This is a genomic window from Novosphingobium clariflavum, from assembly GCF_026420865.1.
Classification (GTDB): domain Bacteria; phylum Pseudomonadota; class Alphaproteobacteria; order Sphingomonadales; family Sphingomonadaceae; genus Novosphingobium; species Novosphingobium clariflavum.
Genome location: NZ_JAPCWC010000006.1, coordinates 229,029 through 249,592 on the forward strand (window position 1 = coordinate 229,029; position 20,564 = coordinate 249,592).

At 66.2% G+C, this 20,564-nt stretch carries 17 protein-coding genes and 1 tRNA gene; 15 read left to right on the forward strand and 3 right to left on the reverse strand.

What is annotated here, in order from left to right; genetic code table 11:
* Positions 1–24 precede the first annotated feature (24 nt).
* The 15 genes from OKA11_RS10800 (at position 25) to OKA11_RS10870 (ending at position 16,563) form a co-directional block, all read left to right on the forward strand.
* A complete protein-coding gene (locus OKA11_RS10800) occupies positions 25–516 on the forward strand; it encodes a DUF1178 family protein (RefSeq protein WP_267220180.1) in 492 nt (163 codons plus the stop codon).
* A 45-nt stretch (positions 517–561) separates the two neighbouring features.
* Positions 562–638: transfer RNA gene (locus OKA11_RS10805), tRNA-Arg, on the forward strand.
* A 195-nt stretch (positions 639–833) separates the two neighbouring features.
* Positions 834–1,817 (forward strand): SPFH domain-containing protein, encoded by a 984-nt coding sequence (locus tag OKA11_RS10810; protein WP_267220181.1) that lies wholly within the window; start codon positions 834–836, stop codon positions 1,815–1,817.
* Positions 1,818–1,844: 27 nt separating this feature from the next.
* Positions 1,845–2,507 (forward strand): DUF4178 domain-containing protein, encoded by a 663-nt coding sequence (locus OKA11_RS10815; RefSeq protein ID WP_267220182.1) that lies wholly within the window; start codon positions 1,845–1,847, stop codon positions 2,505–2,507.
* On the forward strand, positions 2,504–3,841 hold the full coding sequence (locus OKA11_RS10820) for a DUF4178 domain-containing protein (RefSeq protein WP_267220183.1): 1,338 nt from the start codon (positions 2,504–2,506) through the stop codon (positions 3,839–3,841). Before OKA11_RS10815 ends, OKA11_RS10820 begins: the two co-directional genes overlap by 4 nt.
* 38 nt (positions 3,842–3,879) lie before the next feature.
* Entirely contained in the window at positions 3,880–4,041 is a 162-nt protein-coding gene (locus OKA11_RS10825; protein WP_267220184.1) for a hypothetical protein, read from the forward strand.
* Positions 4,042–4,171: 130 nt separating this feature from the next.
* Positions 4,172–4,381 (forward strand): DUF350 domain-containing protein, encoded by a 210-nt coding sequence (locus tag OKA11_RS10830; RefSeq protein ID WP_142633839.1) that lies wholly within the window; start codon positions 4,172–4,174, stop codon positions 4,379–4,381.
* Positions 4,374–5,933: a polyamine aminopropyltransferase gene (locus OKA11_RS10835; protein ID WP_267220185.1), complete on the forward strand. Its 1,560-nt coding sequence runs from the start codon at positions 4,374–4,376 to the stop codon at positions 5,931–5,933. Before OKA11_RS10830 ends, OKA11_RS10835 begins: the two co-directional genes overlap by 8 nt.
* Positions 5,923–7,530, forward strand: a complete 1,608-nt coding sequence (locus tag OKA11_RS10840) for an NAD(P)-binding protein (protein ID WP_267220186.1) — start codon at positions 5,923–5,925, stop codon at positions 7,528–7,530. The genes OKA11_RS10835 and OKA11_RS10840 overlap by 11 nt, the downstream gene beginning before the upstream one ends.
* The gene (gene speD / locus OKA11_RS10845) at positions 7,530–7,922 is read left to right on the forward strand and encodes an adenosylmethionine decarboxylase (protein ID WP_267220187.1); all 393 of its coding nucleotides are present in this window, start codon (positions 7,530–7,532) and stop codon (positions 7,920–7,922) included. The genes OKA11_RS10840 and speD overlap by 1 nt, the downstream gene beginning before the upstream one ends.
* Before the next feature lie 93 nt (positions 7,923–8,015).
* On the forward strand, positions 8,016–10,313 hold the full coding sequence (locus OKA11_RS10850) for a TonB-dependent receptor (RefSeq protein WP_267220188.1): 2,298 nt from the start codon (positions 8,016–8,018) through the stop codon (positions 10,311–10,313).
* 23 nt (positions 10,314–10,336) lie between these two features.
* Complete coding sequence (locus OKA11_RS10855) at positions 10,337–11,956, forward strand: alkaline phosphatase D family protein (protein ID WP_267220189.1); 1,620 nt, start codon at positions 10,337–10,339, stop codon at positions 11,954–11,956.
* 97 nt (positions 11,957–12,053) lie between these two features.
* Entirely contained in the window at positions 12,054–13,721 is a 1,668-nt protein-coding gene (acpA, locus tag OKA11_RS10860) for an acid phosphatase (protein ID WP_267220190.1), read from the forward strand.
* A gap of 146 nt (positions 13,722–13,867) precedes the next feature.
* Positions 13,868–15,274, forward strand: a complete 1,407-nt coding sequence (locus tag OKA11_RS10865) for a M20/M25/M40 family metallo-hydrolase (protein ID WP_267220191.1) — start codon at positions 13,868–13,870, stop codon at positions 15,272–15,274.
* Between the two features lie 2 nt (positions 15,275–15,276).
* Positions 15,277–16,563: a Xaa-Pro dipeptidase gene (locus OKA11_RS10870; protein WP_267220192.1), complete on the forward strand. Its 1,287-nt coding sequence runs from the start codon at positions 15,277–15,279 to the stop codon at positions 16,561–16,563.
* Between the two features lies 1 nt (position 16,564).
* Here the strand turns inward: OKA11_RS10870 and OKA11_RS10875 are convergent, their stop codons facing one another.
* From OKA11_RS10875 to OKA11_RS10885, 3 genes are all read right to left on the reverse strand, one after another.
* Complete coding sequence (locus OKA11_RS10875) at positions 16,565–17,647, reverse strand: acyltransferase family protein (protein ID WP_267220193.1); 1,083 nt, start codon at positions 17,645–17,647, stop codon at positions 16,565–16,567.
* Between the two features lie 108 nt (positions 17,648–17,755).
* Entirely contained in the window at positions 17,756–19,360 is a 1,605-nt protein-coding gene (locus OKA11_RS10880) for a phytoene desaturase family protein (RefSeq protein WP_267220194.1), read from the reverse strand.
* Positions 19,357–20,538: an aromatic ring-hydroxylating oxygenase subunit alpha gene (locus tag OKA11_RS10885; protein ID WP_267220195.1), complete on the reverse strand. Its 1,182-nt coding sequence runs from the start codon at positions 20,536–20,538 to the stop codon at positions 19,357–19,359. The genes OKA11_RS10880 and OKA11_RS10885 overlap by 4 nt, the downstream gene beginning before the upstream one ends.
* Positions 20,539–20,564: the final 26 nt, after the last annotated feature.

A 20,564-nucleotide genomic window follows, 5' to 3' on the forward strand; every position in this document is an offset into this window, starting at 1 on the left:
CGGGTTTCGCGCAAGAATATCGCCATGATTGTCTATGATCTCGAGTGCCGCGCAGCGCACCACCGTTTCGAGGGCTGGTTCAAGTCCTCGGACGACTTCGCGCGCCAGCAGGAACGCGGCCTGCTCTGTTGCCCGCAGTGCGGCAGCGATGACGTGGAGAAGGCGTTGCAGGCGCCGCGACTGACCCGCAAGGGCAACCAGCGTAGCGAGCCGGTTCCGACCCGCGCGCCGCAGCCACCTGCGGCACCCGCCGCACCGGTGGCCAGCGTTCCACTGCCGCCGCAGGCAGTGGAACTGATCCACAAGCTCGCCACGATGCAGGCCGAGGCGCTCAAGGACAGCCGCTATGTCGGCAGGAATTTTGCCGAGGATGCCCGTGCCATGCATTACGGCGAGCGTGAGCGCGAAGTGATCCACGGCGAAGCCAGTGCCGAGCAGGCTCAGGAACTGATCGAGGAAGGCATTGCTGTCGCCGCCCTGCCGTTTCCGGTGGTTCCCCCCGAAAGCGCGAACTGAACGAATTGCCAACTCCGGTTCCTCACGGTAGGAGGCCGGGCAGGGGCGCCCGTAGCTCAGCCGGATAGAGCACCAGATTCCTAATCTGGGGGCCATGGGTTCGAATCCCGTCGGGCGCACCACGTTTCAGGAAAGCCCCCGGTATTCCCGGGGGTTTTTCTTTGTCGGGCATGCCCTCGCCTGGCAGCTGTTATGAAAAAAATCCCGCCAATTCATCGTCGAACCGCTAATTCGAACCAGACCGGCAGCATCAAGGGTGCTTTCCACTTGTCGCCGAAGCGATTACTCTTGGCCGATGCCCCAGGGGGATGTGCGACATGTTTGGTTTTCTGAAGAAGCAGTTCGTCGACGTTATCGAATGGCTGGAAAAGCCGGGTGAACTGGCATGGCGGGTGCCGTTCGAGGACCGCGAGATCCAGAACGGCGCCCAGCTGACGGTGCGCGAGGGGCAGGTCGCCGTCTTCGTCAACGAAGGCTGCGTGGCGGATTTCTTCGAATCGGGCCTGCACACGCTCAACACCGCCAACCTGCCGGTGCTGACCAACCTGATGAACTGGGACAAGGGCTTCAAATCGCCCTTCAAGTCCGATGTCGTCTTCCTGTCCCGCAAGGAGCAGCACGGGCTCAAGTGGGGCACGGCCCAGCCTGTGACGGTGCGCGATGCCGAATTCGGTGCGCTGCGTATCCGGGCTTTCGGGTCCTACTCGTTCCGTGTGGCGCAGCTCGAACCCTTTGTCTCGCGGGTGGTCGGCACGCTGGAAGGCGTTTCCGCCGCTTCGCTTGAGCCGCAGCTGCGCGCTGCGATCCAGACCGCGCTGGCCGCAGCGCTGGGCGGCAGCGGCATCGCCTTTCTCGACCTCGCCGCCAACCAGCAGGCGCTGTCGGACCGCATCAAGGTGGAAGTCGACAAGGCCTTTGCCCAGTGGGGCCTCGAATGCCTGACCTTCTACGTGGAGAGCGTTTCGCTGCCCGAGGACGTGCAGGCCCATCTCGACAAGGGCTCCTCGATGCGGGTGCTGGGCGATCTGGCGCAGTATACGCGTTTCCAGGCCGCAGAGGCGATCGAGCAGGCGGCGGGCGCCGATGGCGGCGTGGCCGGGATCGGTGCTGGCGTGGCAGCGGCGACGGCGCTCGGCGGGGCCATGTCGGCAGGGCTGGGCGCTGTCCCGGCCGCTCCTGCGCAGGCCGAGGAAGATCCCATCGCCACGATCGAGAAGCTGCACAAGCTGGTCACGCTCGGCGCGCTCAGCCAGCAGGAATTCGACGCCAAGAAAGCCGAACTGCTTTCGCGTATTCGCTGACGCGAAGGGTTCGGGGGGAATAGCGGCGTGATCAATTGCCCGTCCTGCGGCGCGGCCCTGCCTGTGCGGGGCCTTTCCGCGCCTTATACGACCTGCAGCCATTGCCAGACGCTGATCCTGCGACAGGGGCAGGCGGTGGAGGAGATCGGCAAGGTTGCCGTGGTGCCGGAAGACGTTTCGCCGGTGCGGATCGGCACGCGTTTTCATGTCGGCGGCGTGGACTTCGTTGCCGCGGGCCGCGTGCGCTGGGGCTGGAGCGGCGGCTCGTGGAACGAATGGCTGCTCTATGCGGCCGACGGCCAGACGCGCTGGCTGGGCGAGGCCATGGGCATGTACATGCTGACGGCCGAGCGTGCCGATGTCATGACGTCATCGTTGGCGCGCGACTTTGCGGGTGGCGGCGAACTGGTGCCCGGGCAGACGTTTGTGGTGGACGGTGCGGAATATGCCGTCTCCGATGTGAAGCAGGCCGAATGCCTTGGCGGCGAGGGTGATCTGCCGTTTCCGCCGCGCACCGGCTGGGCGATGACCAATGTCGATTTCCGCACGACCGGCGGCGCGGCGCTGTCGCTCCAGCGGGACGGGCAGGGGGCGTCGGCCTGGCTCGGAACCTGGCATGAACTTGCCGACCTCGCTCCGCGTGCGCTGGCGGAGATCGAGGGCTGGACGGTGCCGGAGGCCATGCAGTGAACGCCCCCAAGCACGCCGTGCGCGCGGTAACCTGTCCCAATTGCGGCGGCACTCTGGAGGTGCGCGCGGCGGGCTGGTCGGTGAACCTGGCCTGCCGGTACTGCGGCTCCATCCTCGACGTGTCGCGGCCCGAAGTGCAACTTCTTGAGCAGCACAACCGTGCCGCTGCCGGTTTCGCGCTACCGCTCGGCAGCAGGGGGCGGCTGTTCGACACCGAATGGCAAGTGATCGGCGCGCTGAAACGCAGCGATGCCTGGTCGACCTGGCGCGAATACCTGCTGCTCAATCCTTACACCGGGTATCGCTGGCTGGTCGAGTACGAGGGCGACTGGAAGTTCGGCACGATGCTGCTGGGCCGACCTGAGGAGAGCGGCAAGACCGTCGTCTGGCAGGGGCAGCGTTACCGGCAGGAGGACGAGGCGGTGCTCGCCACTACCGAGACGGTGATCGGTGAATTCTACTGGCGCGTTTCCAGCGGGGACCGCGTGCTTTGTGCATCTTATACCAGCCGGGATTTCACGCTCTCGCGCGAGGAAGCGGACGGCGAGGTCAACTGGACGCACCTTGTCGCGCTCTCCGGTGGCCATGTCGAAAGCGCCTTCGGAATCCTGCCTCCCGAGCCGGAAGAACCCCGGGGTGGCGGCAACAAGGCGCGCGGCTATGCGCTGTTCGAGACCGAGGCGCAGGCTGAAGCGCAGGCCGCGGCGGCGCGCGGCGTCGACGATGTTCCGGCGATGCTTGGCCTTTCGTTGCTGACGCTCATCGCCGCGCTGGTCCTGATGCTGGGCTTTGCCGGCGGTTCTGCCGAAGTCAGGACGGATATTGAAGCGCCGTTCGGGCGCACCGCCGAAGGCATCCGCCTGGGTTCGATTACCGTCAATCGCCCCTGGCAGTTCGTCAGCGTGACCGCACGGGCCAATACCCTCGACAATCAGTGGGTCGATCTCGACTACAGCCTTGTCGACCGGGCGACCGGCCAGTCGATCGATGCCTATGGCCTCGTCGAGCACTACACCGGCCGCGACAGCGACGGCGCGTGGAGCGAAGGCGATACCAAGGCGACGATCCAGTTCGGGCATATCCGGAAAGGCACGTACGACGTCTTTGTCGACGCCGGCGCGCATCGCTGGCCGACCGACGTGCCGCCCGTCAATAGCGCCTCGCCCTGGGAGGCTTCGACGTATGGCGGATGGGGCGAGGAGCGGCCGGGCCCGGTTCCGGTCGCGGTGACGGTGAAGACCAATACGGTGCCCAGGGGCAACTTCTGGACGCTGTGCATTCTGGTGGCGCTGATGCCCGCCTTCGCACTCTATCGCGGATGGAAATACCGATGAGGCCCGAACAATGAGGTCTTTGCCATGAGGTCTTTGTCATGAGGGCGCGCCTGTTCTTCCATGCGCTGTGCTGCCTGTTCCTGCTGGCGGGCGTGGCGGCATCCAGCTTCTACGCCTGGTCGCCCTATTCCGACGAGAAACGCGAGGCGGGATCGGGTGGCGGTTCCGGCATCCGGGGCAGCGGCCCCACCCACAAGTAATTCACGCCAGAGCGGTTTCCGATCCGACCGCATCGGATCGACTGCTCCAAGATTTTGTTTCTCCGCGCTTTCCGGGTCATCAGGTAAGTCCACCTGATCGGAAAGCGCCCTAACGGCAGGGAGCCCAGACATGCTCACGCTTTCCGTCTTCCTCGCGACCTTGCTCTACGCGGGGCTCGGCATCGTCATCTTCATCGTCAGCTTCGTGCTGGTGGACAAGCTGACCCCGGGCGAGCTCTGGCGCGAGATCATCGAGCGCAAGAACATGGCCGTCGCGATCCTCGCGGGCGCCGTGGCGCTTGGCATCTCGAACATCATCGCTGCGGCCATTCATGGCTGAACAGGACTTCGTGGCAGAAGGGGCCGTGGGTGAGGGCGGGGAAAAGGGCCCTGCCTCGCTTGCGGTCATTCTGCTGGTTTCGGTCCTGGTCGTTGCCACCTGCGGGCTGATCTACGAATTGCTGGCGGGCACGCTGGCGAGCTATCTGCTGGGCGACAGCGTCACCCAGTTCTCGACGGTGATCGGCTCCTACCTCTTCGCGATGGGCGTGGGCAGTTGGCTCTCGCGCCATGTCCGGGGCGACGAGATCGGCGTCTTCGTGCGGGTGGAAGTGATGATCGCCGCGCTCGGCGGGTGGTCGGCGGCGGGGCTGTTCATGCTGTTCCCGCTGGTCGGCGACTTCCGCGTCGCGCTCTATGCGCTGGTCCTGGCGATCGGCGTGTTGGTCGGCCTCGAAATCCCGCTGCTGATCCGTATCCTGCGCCACCGTTTCGCGTTTCGCGAACTGGTCTCCAATGTCCTGACGTACGACTATGTCGGCGCGCTGATTGCCTCGCTGCTGTTTCCGCTGGTGCTGGTGCCGTGGCTCGGGATGATCCGCACCGGTTTTGTCTTCGGCCTTGCCAACGTGGCCGTCGCGCTTGCGCTGCTGGTCGCGCTGCGCCGCCAGCGCCGGATCGGCGCAGACATGGCGGCGGCGCTGGTGGTCACCGCAAGCCTGCTTGTCGGTCTTGCCATGGCGGACCGCATGCAGCGCTGGTCGGAAGTCGCCTTTTATGCCGAGCCGGTGATCCATGCCCGCTCGACGCCCTATCAGCGCATCGTCATCACCCGCCGGAACGAGGACCTGCGCCTCTATCTCAACGGCAACCTCCAGTTCTCCACCCGCGATGAGTACCGTTATCACGAGGCGCTGGTCTGGCCGGTGCTGGGCCGTGTCGCCCATCCTGCGCAAGTGCTGATCCTTGGCGGCGGCGACGGTCTTGCCGCACGCGAGGTGCTGCGGGACGCGCGCGTGCGGCACCTCACGCTGGTCGATCTCGACCCCGAAATGACGCACTTGTTCCGCGATACGCCGCAACTGGCCGCGCTCAATGACCACTCGCTCTCCTCGCCGCGCATCACCGTGCACAATGCCGATGCCTTCCGCTGGGTTCGCGAGGCCGAGGGGCCTTACGACGCGGTGATCGTCGACTTTCCCGATCCCACCGAGTTCTCGCTCGGCAAGCTCTATACCGAGAGTTTCTACCGCGAAGTCGCCCGCCTGCTGGCGCCCGGCGGGGTGATGACGGTGCAGAGCACTTCGCCGCTGATCGCTCCGCGCTCCTACTGGACGGTGGCGAGCACGCTGGAAGCCGCCGGCCTGTTCTCGCGCGGGTATCACGCCTATGTGCCGAGTTTCGGCGAATGGGGCTTCACGCTGGCCGCGCATCGGCCGCTGACGGACGCGGTGAACCTGCCCGGCGGCCTGCGTTTCCTCACCGCCTCCAGCGAGCGGGCGATGTTCGATTTCCCGCCTGACATGGCCCGCAGGCCGACGCCGGTGAACCGCCTCGACAACCAGGCTCTCGTGCGCAGCTTTGCCGAGGAATGGGGCAAGTATGAAGGCTGAACAAACCCGGCGGCAGGTTCTGGCGGGCGGGACGCTTGCCGCCGGCGCGATGGCGCTGGGCGGCTGCGGCGAGGAGGCCATGGCCGGAGACCTCGGCGGGGCGGACTGGCAGCGCGGCCACCTGCTGCGCGACCGGCGCTTTCCCGAACCGAACGGGGCGGTGGAGGAGATCGACGTCGTGATCGCGGGCGGCGGCGCGGCGGGCCTCGCGGCCGGATGGCGACTGGCGGAAGCCGGTTTTGACCGCTTCACCCTGTTCGAACTGGAAGACAGGACCGGCGGCAATGCGCGTAATGGCAGGAATGCCGTCAGCGCTTATCCGCTTGGCGCCCATTACCTGCCGGTGCCCAATCGCGAGGCGAAGGCGCTGCGCCGCATGCTCGGCCAGTTCGGCATGATTACGGGGGAGCGGGATGGGGTGCCGGTCTACGATCCCTACCAGCTCTGCGCAGACCTTGAGGAACGCCTGCTCTGGCGCGGGCGCTGGCAGGAAGGGCTGTTTCCCAATTCGGGCGTGACTGCCACCGATCGCGCCCAGCACGCCGCGTTCGAGCGGCGGATGACTGAACTCCGCAAGTCCGTGGGATCGGATGGCCGTCCGGCTTTCGCTATTCCCATGGCCTTTTCGAGCGCCGACCCAGCCTTTCGCGCGCTTGACGGGATGAACTTTGCGCAGTGGCTCGATGGCGAGCATTTCACGTCGCCGGTGCTGCGCGCCTATCTGCGCTATTGCTGCCGCGACGATTATGGCAGCGAGCCCGAGCATGTCTCGGCATGGGCGGGCATCCACTATTTTGCGGGACGCCGGGGATGGGCCAGCGATGGTGACCGGGAACTGACCTGGCCGGAAGGCAACGGCCGCCTCGTCTCGCTGATGGCGGGGCGGATCGAGTCGCACCTGAAACCGGCCCATAGCGTGTTCCGGGTGGAGCCGGACGGCGATGGCGCGCTGGTCGACCTGTTCGATCATGCCGCGCGCCGCAGCCGCCGCTTGCGGGCCAAGGCCGTCATCATGGCCATGCCCCATTTCGTGGCCGCGCGGGTCGCGCCCAGGTTCGCAGGTGAGGGCGCCATGTCCTACGCGCCCTGGGTGGTGGCCAATGTCACGGTGGGGCGTCATCCGGAAGGCAAGGGCGTTTCGCTCGCGTGGGACAATGTCTCGACCGCCAGCGAATCGCTCGGCTACGTGGTCGCCACGCATCAGAGCGAAGCCAGCGACGGCGGGCCGACGGTGCTGACCTGGTACCTGCCGCTGTCGAAGGAGAAGCCGGAAGCGGCGCGCAAGATCATGATGACGCGCCCGCTGCGGGAGTGGCAGCGGATCGTGCGCGACGACCTGCTGGACATGAACCCCGACCTCGACGGCGCCATCGAGCGGATAGACGTGTGGCGCTGGGGGCATGCGATGATCCGCCCCACGCCCGGTTTCCTTTCCGATCCGGCCCGCGGCGCGGCGATCGCCGCCCGCCCGCCGGTGCTGTTTGCGCATTCGGACATGAGCGGCCTGTCGCTGTTCGAGGAGGCGCATTATCGCGGCGTCGTCGCGGCCGAAGCGGCGCTCGACCACCTCGGTCTTCCATTCGAAAGTTTCGCCTGATGGCGCACCAGCCCGATAGCAGCCTGCACCTCATTGCCGACCTTGCGGAGTGTCAGGGCCTTGGTGATCTCGCGCTCATCGAGGCAGCGCTGCGCGATGCGGCAGAGGTCGCGCATGCCACCGTGCTCGACGTGCGGCTTCATCACTTCGGGCCGGGCATGGGAGTGACGGGGGTGGCGCTGCTGGCCGAATCGCACATCTCGATCCACACTTGGCCGGAGCACGGCGTGGCCGCCGTGGACCTCTTTGTCTGCGGCAGGCAGGCCGACGCAGAAGCGGGGCTCAAATGCATCGCGGCGCGCCTGCAGGGCCGGGTGGCGATGAAGCAGGCGGTTCGGCGGCTTGGCTTGCCGGTCGCAGGAGCGGAGAAATTGCGCAGCGCCCACGCATGATTGCGGCTGCTGCAACAAATCGCCATTGAAGCTTCATCTGAAGCCGTTAACGCCCCGCCACGACAGACGCTCGTGGGCGCAGGGGAAACGGCAATGAAATTCGGTATTTGCATCAAGACGCTGATGGTCGGCACGGCGCTGGCGGGGATCCCGGTCGCTGCTTACGCCGACGAGGCCGGGGCTGCCGCCTCGGGCGCAGCCGATATCGACGATTCCAACCAGATCGTCGTCACCGCCCAGAAGGTCGAGCAGCGCGCGGTCGATGTGCCGATCACCCTCTCGGTCGCCAGCGGCGAGCGCATGCGCGAACTGGGCGTCACCGACATCGGCGAACTCTCGGCCTATATCCCCGGGCTCAACATTCAGGTGCAGAGCGCGAACAACCCCGGCTTCGTGATCCGTGGCATCACCTCGGACAGCGGTTCGGCGCAGCAGGGGCCGCGCGTCACCCTCTATTACAACGGCGTCGACATCTCGCGCTCGCGCGGGGCCTATCAGGGCAACTACGACCTTGAGCGCATCGAAGTGGTGAAGGGCCCGCAGGCGACCTTGTTCGGCACCGCCGCCACGATCGGCGCGATCAGTCTCGTTTCGGCGAAGCCTCAGCCGGGTGTCTCGGCCGAAGTGACCGGCGGCTATGGCAACCTGAACGCCTACCGCCTCGAAGGGTTCGTGAACGCGGGTAACGACGTGATTGCCGGTCGCGTGGCCTGGCAGTGGAAGAAGCGCGACGGCTACGTGAAGAACCTCGCGCCCGATCAGGACGATCTCTATGGGCAGGACCAGCTTGGCCTGCGCGGATCGCTGCGCTTCACGCCGAGCAGCGATTTCACCGCCGACCTTGTCTTCACCTATGACCGCCAGCGCAACACGGGTACGCCGTTCCTGTCGAAGGACCTCGGCTCGACGTCGGTCGACGGGCTCTACGGCGCGGCCTACCTCGGCGGCTCCCCCTATTCCGCACAAGTGCTGGGTAGCGACAAGCTGGGCCTTAACCGCGACGTCTACGATGTGAATTTCACGACCAGCTGGGACTTCGCGGATGGCTGGAATTTCACCACCGTCAACGGCTATCGCCACTTCGACGCCCTCGAAGTCTTCGATGCGGACGGCTCGGCTGCCTGGTATCTCGAATTCGCCGAACACGCCAAGGGCTGGCAGGCAAGCCACGAGGGCCGTTTCACCTATAGCGACGACCAGTGGCGCGCCTCGTTCGGGTGGAACTACTTCATCGAGGACAGCTCCCAGTACGTGCCGTTCTCCTCGGAAGTGGGCACCTACCTGCAGTGCACGGCGAACCTGATCCCGTCGCTGGGCTGCGTGAACGCCGCCAACGTGGCGACCGGCGCACTGGCGACCTCGTACCTGACCGGGGGGGGCTATAGCGCGGTTCCCTACTCCAGCTGGTACGAGAACAAGGGGCGCAACCAGTCGTGGTCGATGTTCGGCGACGTTACCTTCAAGCCGGTGCCGCAACTGGAACTGACCGCCGGTGCGCGCGTGCTGATCGAGAAGCGCCGCTCGGGCTATTCGGCCTATCAGCCCGATGCCCCGGTCTATGGCCAGCCGCTGCTGCCGCTGGTCGATACCGATGGCGAGACCTACTACGCCCAGCGCTCCTTCGCGGCGGTGCTGCCGCGCCTCAACGCGCTTTATCACCTCACGCCGAACATCAACTTCTACGCCACGATCTCCGAAGGCCGCCGCTCGCCGGTGGTGCAGCTTTCGGCGGCGGGCGGTCCGGTCGCCGACCTGGACCTGATCAAGGCGGAGACGGTGTGGAACTATGAAGCGGGCATCAAGGGCTCGGTCGGTATCTTCTCCGGCTCGCTGGGCGTCTATTACGACGACTACAGCAACTTCCAGGTCACGGTGACCGAGAACGGGCAGAGCGTTACCCGCAGTGCCGGTTCGGCATCGAACCTTGGCGTGGAAGCGGAGCTGGAGGCGAAGCTCACCACCTGGCTGAGCGCTTTCGGCAATGTCGGCTTCATCAGCGGCGGTATCGACGACAATGCCTCGAACGGCGTCTATGCGGGCGACCAGTTCCGTCTTCAGCCCAAGTGGCAGTGGGCGGCGGGCTTCAACCTGAATGTGCCGGTGACCGAGAACACCAGCGTGTTCCTGACGCCCAGCGTGACCTATCGCAGCAAGATCTACTTCGAGATCCCGAACAGCGAGGAGATCAGCCAGGATCCGGTGACGCTGGTGAACCTGCGCGGCGGCGTTTCGCTGATGAACGGCAAGTTCCAGATCGCCGGTTATGCCCGCAATCTGGGCAACGAGAAGTACCTGCTCGATGCCGGAAACACGGGCGGGTCCTTCGGCCATGCGACCTACATCCCCGCCGAACCGCGTACTTACGGTATCGAGTTCACCGCGCGCTACTGACCTTCCGACGACAGGACGATCCCATGACCATCGCTCTCGACCGCCGCCTTCTCGTCAAGGCCGGCGCCTTCGGTCTTGCCGCGCTTTCGACGCCCGGCCTGGCCCGGATCCTCACCGCGCGGGGCTTTACCCACGGCGTTGCCAGCGGCGAGCCGGCGGCCAATTCGGTGCTGCTGTGGACCCGCTACGTCGGCAGCGGCGAGACCAGGCTGCGCTGCGAACTGGCCGAGGTGCAAGACTTCCGCAAGGTCGCCGGCGGCGGCGAGGTGATCGCCAGCCCCGCGCGGGACAACTGCGCGAAAGTGGTGGTCGGCGGGCTGCAGCCGGGCAAGTGGTACTTCTATCGCTTCATCGCGCCAGATGGCACCATGAGCGAAGTCGGTCGCACCCGCACCCTGCCGGTGGGCGCGGTCGAGCGCTTCGGCATCGGCCTGTTCTCCTGCTCGAACATGCCGTTCGGCTGGTTCAACGCCTATGCCCATGCCGCCGCGCGCGAGGATCTGGACCTTGTCGTCCACGTCGGCGACTACTTCTACGAATACAAGCAGGGCGAATATCCCGCGCATCCGATGGCGGGCCGGGTGATCGAGCCGGCGAACGAGATCGTCAGCCTCGCTGACTACCGGCTGCGTTATGCCAGCTACCGGCTCGATCCGGACCTGCGCGCGCTCCACGCCCGTTTCCCGATGATCGCGCAGTGGGACGACCACGAGTTCGCCAACGACGCCTACAAGGACGGCGCGGAGAACCATCAGAGCGAAACCGAAGGCCCGTGGTCCGTTCGCAAGGCGGCGGCGGAGAAGGCCTACCGTGAGTGGATGCCGGTTTCCGATGCCGATTGGGGCAGCTACGAGATCGGTTCGCTGGCGACGCTGTTCCGCCCGGAGACCCGGGTGTCCTCGCGCATGAAGCAGCTCGATCTCGGCGATGCCTTCAAGGGGCAGCAGGACGTTGCCAAGGCGCTGCTGGCTTTCCGCGACGGCCCGTGGATGGCGCCTGACCGCACGCTGATGGGGCAGGTGCAGGAAGACTGGCTCTACAAGGGCTTCGCCGCATCGGCGAGGGCAGGCACGCGCTGGCAGATCCTGGCGCAGCAGATCGTCATGGGATCGCTGAAGTCGCCCGCCGCGCTGGCCGATTTCGTTCCCGCCGGCGGCGACGCCAAGGTGCGCGGCGCCCTCATGGCCGCCGCCGCCGCCGTCAAGGTCGGCCTGCCGTTCAACATGGATTCGTGGGACGGTTATCCGGCAGCGCGCGAGCGTCTGCTCAAGGCCGCGCGCGAGGCGGATTGCAACCTCGTCGTGCTCTCGGGCGACAGCCACAATGCCTGGGGCAACGAGCTTTCGACCGGCGGGGTAGCTGCAGGCGTGGAGTACGCGGGCCATTCGGTTACGTCTCCGGGGTACGAGGCGTACCTTCCCGGCGCCGGGCCGCAGGCGCTGGCAGGGGCAATGCGTCAGGCCAACCCGGGGCTGGTGTTCACCGATGTCAGCCGGCGCGGTTACGTTTCGCTGGATGTGACGCCGGATCAGGTGCGCGGCACCTGGCACTTCATGTCGACCATTGCCCAGCGCACCACGGCAGGCACGGACAGCACCACGCTGGCAGTCAAATGGGGCGAGCGCCGCTTCGCCAAGGCCTGATTGCTTTTACGCAATTGACGGGTGAGACGGTTGACGCGGGGGCAGTCACCGTCCCACAGAGTGCCTGATTTCCGTTCCTTCCCAAAGGTCCCCCCACATGTCCGATATCGATTCCGCCGAGCCAAAGTCCGGCAATCCCGACCGCCGCGATTTCCTCGGCGGTCTTGCCGCAGCGCTGGGCGCTGCCGCGGTTGCCGGCGGCGCCGCCGAGACGGCGGAGGCGAAACCGGCCAGGGGATCGTCCGCGCGCCCGGTCAGCGATGCGAAGCTGCGCGCAGCGATCGATACGGTCGTGGTGATCTATGCGGAGAACCGCAGCTTCAACAATCTCTTCGCCGACTTTCCCGGCCTCCAGCAGCCGCTGTCCGAAGTGCCCGCCGAGCGTACCCGCCAGCGCGACCGTGACGGCAAGGTGATGGAAAAGCTGCCCAAGATCTGGGAAGGCCTGGTGCCCACCAAACAGGTTGTCGAGCATGCCGAATACCAGATCGGGCCGGACGACCTCGCGCCGATCCCGAACGGTCCTTTCGCGCTGAAGACGCCCGAGGGCGACCCGCTGCCGCACGGCCTTGTCACCCGCGATCTGGTCCATGCCTTCTACCACAACCAGATGCAGATCAACGGCGGCGCCAACGACCAGTTCGTCGCCTGGGGAGACAGCGGCGCGCTGGTCATGGGCCATTACGGCGACATGCGCGCCCAGCTTCGCCTGTGGCAGATCGCGCGCGAGTTCACGCTCTGCGACAACTTCTTCATGGGCGCCTTCGGCGGCTCGTTCCTCAACCACCAGTACCTGATCGCCGCGCAGCCGCCGTTCTATCCCGATGCGGACAAGAGCCCGTCCGCCCGCAAGATCGCCAGGCTGGAAGGCACCGATCCCAAGGGCACGCGGCTGAAGCCGGATCCCAAGACCCCGGCCAGCGCCATCGACGGACCGCCGATATTCGGCCCCAGCACGTTGTCGCCCGACTTCTGGGCGGTCAACACGATGCTGCCGCCTTACGCGCCGACTTATGAACTGGACCCCGAGAAGCCCGGCTACGCCAATGCCGAAAGCGCCAGCACGCTGGTGCCGCAGCACCACAAGACCATCGGCGACATGCTCAGCGCCAAGGGCGTGAACTGGGCCTGGTACGCGGGCGGATGGAACGCCGCGCTCGAAGGGCGCATGAACGACACGTCCACCCCCTCGCGCCCGAACTTCCAGCCGCACCACCAGCCGTTCAACTATTACGACCGCTTCGCCCCCGGCACCGCCGACCGCGCAACGTTCCTGCGGGACGGCGGCGAGGGCAGCACCGCGCGCACCAACAGGTTCCTGGCTGATGCCGAGGCGGGCAAGCTGCCGCCGGTCAGCTATTACAAGCCGCAGGGCAATCTCAACATGCACGCCGGCTATTCGGACATCGACGCCGGTGACCGCCATATCGCTGCCGTCATCGATACCCTGCGCGCCAGCCCGCAATGGGAGAAGATGCTGATTGTCGTGACTTTCGACGAGAACGGCGGCTGGTGGGACCATGTCGCCCCGCCGAAGGGCGACCGCTGGGGCCCCGGCACGCGCATCCCCGCCGTGATCGTCTCGCCCCATGCGAAGAAGGGGACGGTCGATCATACGATCTACGACACCGGCTCCATCGCCCGTTTCCTCACCCGCCGCTTCGGACTGGAGAAGCTGGAAGGCCTGAAGCTGCGTGAAGATGCGATGCTGGCTGCCGGCGGCGTGGCCCCGGGAGACCTGACCGGCGCGCTCGACATCGCGTAAATTTCAACGAAGTGACTGGCGGCGCACCAAAACAGGTGCGCCGCCCCTGCGAATGCGACAGAGTGCCCGCTTCGGGGGCGATTCTTTCCGGCCCCGTTCAGCAAGAACCTTCGGGCAAGATCGCATTACAGGGCAGGGCAATTTTCATGAGGCATATCCTTCTTACCGTGGCTTCCCTCGGCGCCATGGCGCTGGCAACGGGCGCCGAGGCCGCTCCCAAGGCCTATCCCGATGCGGAAGCGCATGTGCTCGACATGGCCAAGAAGGCCATCGCCCTGCGCTCGGTCGAGGGTGAGGGCAACCAGACCCCGCAAGTGGCCGAGCTGTTCAAGCAGCGCCTGATCGAAGCGGGCTGGAGCGCCTCCGACATCGAGATCGTGCCCTACAAGGACACCGCCTACCTGATCGCCACCTGGAAGGGCAGCGACCCGTCGCTCAAGCCGCTGGTCGTCTCCGCGCACATGGACGTGGTGGAAGCCAAGCCTGCCGACTGGCAGCGCGATCCCTTCACCCCGGTGGTGGAGAACGGCTACCTCTTCGGACGCGGCGCCAGCGACACCAAGTTCGAGGCGGTGCTGGCGATGGAATCGATGATCCAGCTGCGCAAGGAAGGCTTCAAGCCCAAGCGCTCGCTGGTGATCGCCTATTCGGGCGACGAGGAAACCTCGATGGCGACCTCCAAGCTGATCGCCGAGAAGCTCAAGAACGCCGAACTCGTGCTCAACGTCGACGGCGCCTCGGGCACCCTCTCGGAAGAGACCGGCAAGCCGCTCTACTGGACCTGGCAGGGCGCCGAGAAGACCTACATCGACTACCAGATCGAGGTGACCAATCCCGGTGGCCACAGCTCCGCGCCGCGACCGGACAATGCGATCGTCCAGCTTTCCGAAGTGCTGGCCCGCATCGGCGCCTACACGTTCAAGCCCGAGCTCAACGACGTCACCCGCGCCTACTGGACCGAGGCTGCCAAGCTGGAGGCTGATCCCCGGAAGGCCAAGGCGATGCGCGACTTCGTGGCCAATCCGAACGATCCCGCCGCGCTCGCCGTGCTGCGCGCCGATCCGGCCACCGTCGGCCGGGTCAGCACGACCTGCGTGCCGACGATGCTCTCGGGCGGTCATGCCCGCAATGCCCTGCCGCAGCGCGCCACCGCCAACATCAACTGTCGCATCTTCCCCGGCCACACGCGCGAGGAGATCATGGCCGAACTGGAGAAGGTGGCCGCGATGCCCGCCGCCAGGTTCAGCGACGTGACGGGTGACGATTCCACCATGGCGCCCGCCTCGCCGATGCGGCCCGACTTCGTCGCGGCGGCGCGCAAGGCGGTGACGGCGGCCTGGGGGCCGGTGCCGATCATTCCGGCGCAGTCCTCGGGCGCGTCGGATTCGATGTGGTACCGCGCGGTCGGCGTGCCGAGCTACGGCGCCAGTGCGTCGATGATGAAGGATTCCGACGAGTTCGCGCACGGCCTCAACGAGCGTGTCTCGCTGGTCAACATCCGTCCGGGCATCACCTACTACCTCTCGATGTACAAGGATCTCGCGAGCAAGTGAGCATGGACGGGGCGAAGCGGGGGGCGCTTCTGGCGGCAATGGTGGCGGGCGTTCTGGCAGCGCCCGCCGTCGCGGATACGCTCTATGTGCGGGCAGGCCGGCTGATCGACGTCGATTACCAGACCACCCGCACCGGGCAGTGCGTGACGGTGACTGACGGGCGTGTCACCCGCATCGATAGCTGCGGCAAGACGCCGTCGGGCGCCCGGGAAGTGGACTGGTCGAGCTACACGGTTCTGCCCGGCCTGATCGACCTGCACACCCACCTTGCCGATGCCGGGCAGAGCGCGGATGTCGCCGCGCCCTATCGGACCTCGCCCCAGCTTACCGCGCTGATCGGCGCGCATAATGCCAAGGTGACGCTGGATGCAGGCTTCACCACGGTGCGCGATGTCGGCACCTATCGCGGCCTCACCGACGTAGCCCTGCGCGACGCGATCGCGCGGGGCTACGTGGCGGGGCCGCGCATGTTCGTGGCGGGGGCCTACATCACCAGGCCCGGCGGCGGCGGCGAACTCAACGGCGTGATCCCCAACGACCAGCTTCCCTCTGACATGCGCTATGGCGTGATCCGCAATCCGCAGGAAGCCCACGACAAGACCGAGTTCCTGTTCGAACACGGCGCGGACTTCATCAAGATGATCGCCACCGGCGCGGTCCTCGCCATCGGCACCGAGCCGGGGCAGGTGGAACTGACCGAGGACGAGATGCGTGCCGTCGTGGCGGTCGCGAAGGAGCATCATTCCTACGCCACCGCCCATGCCCACGGCGCGGAAGGGATCAAGGCGGCGATCCGTTCGGGTGTCCACTCGATCGAACACGCCAGCCTGATCGATGACGAGGGGCTCCAGATGGCCAGGGACGCGGGCGTCTGGCTGGTCATGGACATCTACGACGGCGACTGGATCGACCAGCAGGGCACCAGGGAAGGCTGGCCCGCCGAGTACTTGCGCAAGAACCGCGAGACCACCCAGACCCAGCGCGACGGGTTCGAGAAAGCCGTGAAGATGGGCGTGAAGCTCGGTTTCGGCACCGACGCGGGCGTCTATCCGCACGGCCTCAACGCGCGCCAGTTCGCCTACATGGTGAAGTACGGGATGACGCCGATGCAGGCGATCCGTTCGGCCACCATCGATGCGGCGACGCTGATCGGCCATGAGAGCGAACTGGGCTCCATCGCGCTCGGCAAATATGCCGACATGATCGCAGTCGAGGGCGACCCCCTGCGCGACATCGGCGTGCTGGAGAAGGTCTCGCACGTGATGAAGGCGGGGGTACTCGAAAAGTAGCTCAACGGGCGGTGAGGCGTCCCCCGCTCAGTACGCGTGCCGGTCCCGGAGCCGCCCGGACCAGCAGGGTGCCCAGCAGGATCACGGCCAGCAGCACGATCAGTGGCTGGGTCAGAAGATAGAGCGGATAGAGCGGTGAGCCCAGCTTGCCGAACAGCGCGCCCAGCACCGGTCCGCCCAGCCAGATCAGGATCAGGTGCGAGCAGAACAGGAAAAACGCAAAAGGTTCGATCCGCAGCAGGAATGTGCGGGCGGGGCTGTCCGAGAGGGCCCATGCCACGCGCCAGTAGGTCACGGCAGCGGCGACCCGAACCGCAAGGTCCAGCGCGGCGGCCTCGGGCGTCGCGGGATCGGTGCCGAGCCGCAGCGCGCTGTAAAGCTGGAGGCAGGTCAAGCCCGCGAAAGGCAGAACGGTCAGAACCAGTGGCCAGGCCGCGATGCGGTCTGCGACGTGGCCGCGCCGCGCCAGAATGCCCAGCACGAAGAAGAACGGGATCGATGCGCGCATGAACACCGGCGCTCCCACCCCGAGGATCTGGCACACGGCGGCGATGGCGGCGAGCGCGATCAGCCAGGGATTGGCCAACCTTACCAGCAGCGGTGCTGCCAGCATGCAGACGAACAGGTCGCGCAGGAACGGCATCTGCACGTTGATGTCGGGATTGCGGCTGGCGACGAAGATTTCCTCGAAGACCCAGTCCAGCGAATGCGGTGTAGGCGCGGGCAGGGTGAGCAGCCAGGCAGTGCCGGAAACCAGCACCAGCGCCAGCACGTTCCACAGCACCATCGGCAGCAGGATGGTGCGGGCCTTGCGCGCAACATGCGTCGGCCAGTCGCGCGTGCGGTTGGAGGAGGCGACCAGCCAGCCGGAGATGAGGCCCAGCAGCGGTACCGCGCTGCGTCCGAACACGTCCATCAGGATCCAGCGCAAGTCCTCCTGCGGGGACCCCTTGGCCAGTTGCAGGTCGTAGCCGGTAAGCCCGGTCCAGGCATGGACGTAGACGACGCCGAGGATGCAGATGACCCGTGCGATCGAGATCGCGGCGGATTTGCGCGGGGCATCGGCGATGAAGGACTGGGGCAAACAAACATCCGGGCAGTTGGCGACCTTGCCGCCTACCTGATGCCGTTCGCTCCCGAACCCAACCCACTAGCGGCGGATCGCCCCCTTAAAGGGACGAAAGGCCCCGTTTCAGGTGCGGAAGCGCCCGAAACGGCCCTTGTCCGCCAGCACTTCGTGTGCGCAGTTATGGCCGGGCGCCCCGGTCACGCCGCCGCCGGGGTGCGTGCCCGAGCCGCACATGTAAAGCCCCTTGAGCGGGCCCCGATAGGCGCCGTGGCCCAGAACGGGGCGCGCCGACCACATCTGGTCGAGCGTCAGGTTGCCATGCATGATGTCGCCGCCGACAAGGCCGAACTTGCGCTCAAGCCCCTTCGGGCTGAGCACCTGGCGGCCGAGGATCGAGGCGCGGAAGCCCGGCGCATATTCCTCGACCGTATCGATGATGGTGTCGGCAGCCTTGTCTTCCTCGGCATCCCAGTCCCGGCCGTCAGGCAGTTCCGGCGCGAATTGCTGGCAGAACAGGCTGGCGACATGCTGGCCTTCGGGCGCGAGGCTGTCGTCCACGGTCGAGGGGATCAGCATCTCCACGATCGGCTTCTTCGACCAGCCATGGGTCTTCGCATCAAGGAAGGCACGGTCCATGTAGTCGAGCGTCGGCGCGATGATGATGCCGGACTGGTGGTGCTCGCCGGGCTCGGGCAGGCAGGTGAACGTCGGTAGTTCGGACAGCGCGACGTTCATGCGGAACGTGCCGCTGCCGGTCTTGAAGCTCTTCATGCGGCGCTGGAAATCGGGATCGAGATCGCTCTGTGCGATCATCTTGCCGTAAAGCAGCTTGGGCCCGACATTGGCGATCACGCGGGTGGCGGCAATCTCCTCACCGCTTTCAAGTCGCACGCCAACAGCCCTGTCTCCATCGACGAGGACCTGATCGACCGGGCTTTCGAGGCTGATCTCGACGCCGAGCTTGCGGCAGACTTCGCCCATGATGCGGGTGATGTTGCCCATGCCGCCGACCGAGTGGCCCCAGGCGCCCTTCTTGCCGTTCACTTCGCCGAAGACGTGGTGCAGCAGGACATAGGCGCTGCCGGGCGTATCGGGCGAGGCATAGTTGCCGACCACCGCGTCGAAGCCGAACGCCGCCTTCACCGCCTCGCTCTCGAACCAGCCGTCCAGCAGCCCGCGCGCGGACTTGGTGAAAAGATCCAGCACATCGCGCTGCGCCTCGATGGAAAGGCCTGCCAGCTTGCGGCCCTGCAGCGCCGCGTCGATCAGCCCGCGCCAACCGTCGCCTGCGTTGGGCGGCGACTTCAGCGCCAGATCGCGCAGCACTTCGGCCACGACTTCCAGCGAATCGTAATAGGCGGGCAGCACATCGGCATCGTGCTTTGAGAACCGGCGGAACTCCGCCTGTGTGCGCTCCAGCCCGCCGCCGAGCTTGAGGTAGCCGCCGTCTTCCTGCGGCAGCAGGTTGGAAATCGGCCGCTCGATCACGCGGTAGCCATGGTCGGCCAGCCGCATGTCGGCGATGACTTTGGGCTGGAGCAGGCTGACGGTGTAGCTGGCCACCGAGTTGCGGAAGCCGGGGTGGAATTCCTCGGTCACCGCCGCGCCGCCGACCACGTTGCGGCGCTCCAGAATGCGCACCTTCAGTCCCGCGCGAGCAAGGTAGAACGCGCAGACGAGGCCGTTGTGGCCGCCGCCGATGATAACGGCATCGTATTTCTGGGTCATTTTTGGCTCCAGCCGGATGCGGGCCGCTCGCTCTGGCGGGCCTCGGGGATCAGTTCGCGGATGCGCTTGCAGAAGTGACGCAGGCAGACTTCCTTGTCGGACAGCGGCCCGACCGAGAACGTGCGCGAGGCCATGCCCGCCTGCACGCGGGTGATGAGGGCGGTATCCTCGGCATTGACCTGCCGGTTGATGCGCCAGTTGAGATAGCGCGCGGCGCGCATCTCGCGGCGCCATTGCTCATTTTCGGCATCGGGCAGGACGTAGCTGATCTCGCGGATCATGCAGGTTTCCGGCCCCGTAGGCAGCCACTGCATGAAATCGACCTGATCGGGGTAGATGTCGAAGGCGACGCCGGGCCAGAGCTTGAAGTAGAGCCAGTGGCGCTGCCGGTCCTCGGGCAAGTGCGGCACCGGCGGCAGCAGGCGCTGGTACATCCGCTCCGACCAGTTGGAGGAAGGCGCGTCCATCAGGTCGCCCCACATGCGATCGACATGGCGCTCGGCCTCCACGCCGTAGCTGCGGCCGAACAGGCGCGTGAGGCCGGGATGGGCGACGGGGATGTGCAGCCCGTCCGAATAGTTGTCGCCCACGTTCTTCCAGTTCACCGCGCGCGGGCGCATGGTGACGCGGCCGAGCGCCTTCAGATCCTCGAACCGGTAGGGGGCGACCATCGCCTCGTAAGGGGCCATCATCTGCGCGATCGAGGGGCCGCCGTCATCGACGAGGCGCACGAAGATGAAGCCGCGCCAGACTTCGACGTCCACCGGAGCAAGGCCGTGACTGGCCTTGTCGAAATCGGGATAGCTCTGGCTGTCGGGCACCCCGGTCAGGCGTCCGTCGAGATCGTAGACCCAGGCGTGATAGGGGCAGGCCAGCTTCTTCGCACAGCCACTGGCGCCGTCGACCACGCGCGATCCGCGATGACGGCAGACGTTGGTGAAGGCGCGGATCTGCCGGTCGTTGCCGCGTACGACGATCACGCTTTCGCCGATGTAGTCCAGCGTGTGCCAATCGCCCGCGTTCGGCACGTCACTCTCGTGGCAGACGATTTGCCAGCTCGGCGCGAAAATGCGCTCCTTTTCCACCGCCAGGAACTCGGGGTCCGAATAGGTCCAAGCCGGCAGGCTCCAGCCGGCGAGCGGGTCGGTCTGCGGCTGATCTATCGGCTGCGTTGCCATTGGCGACTCCTTGTTGTACAAGTGTA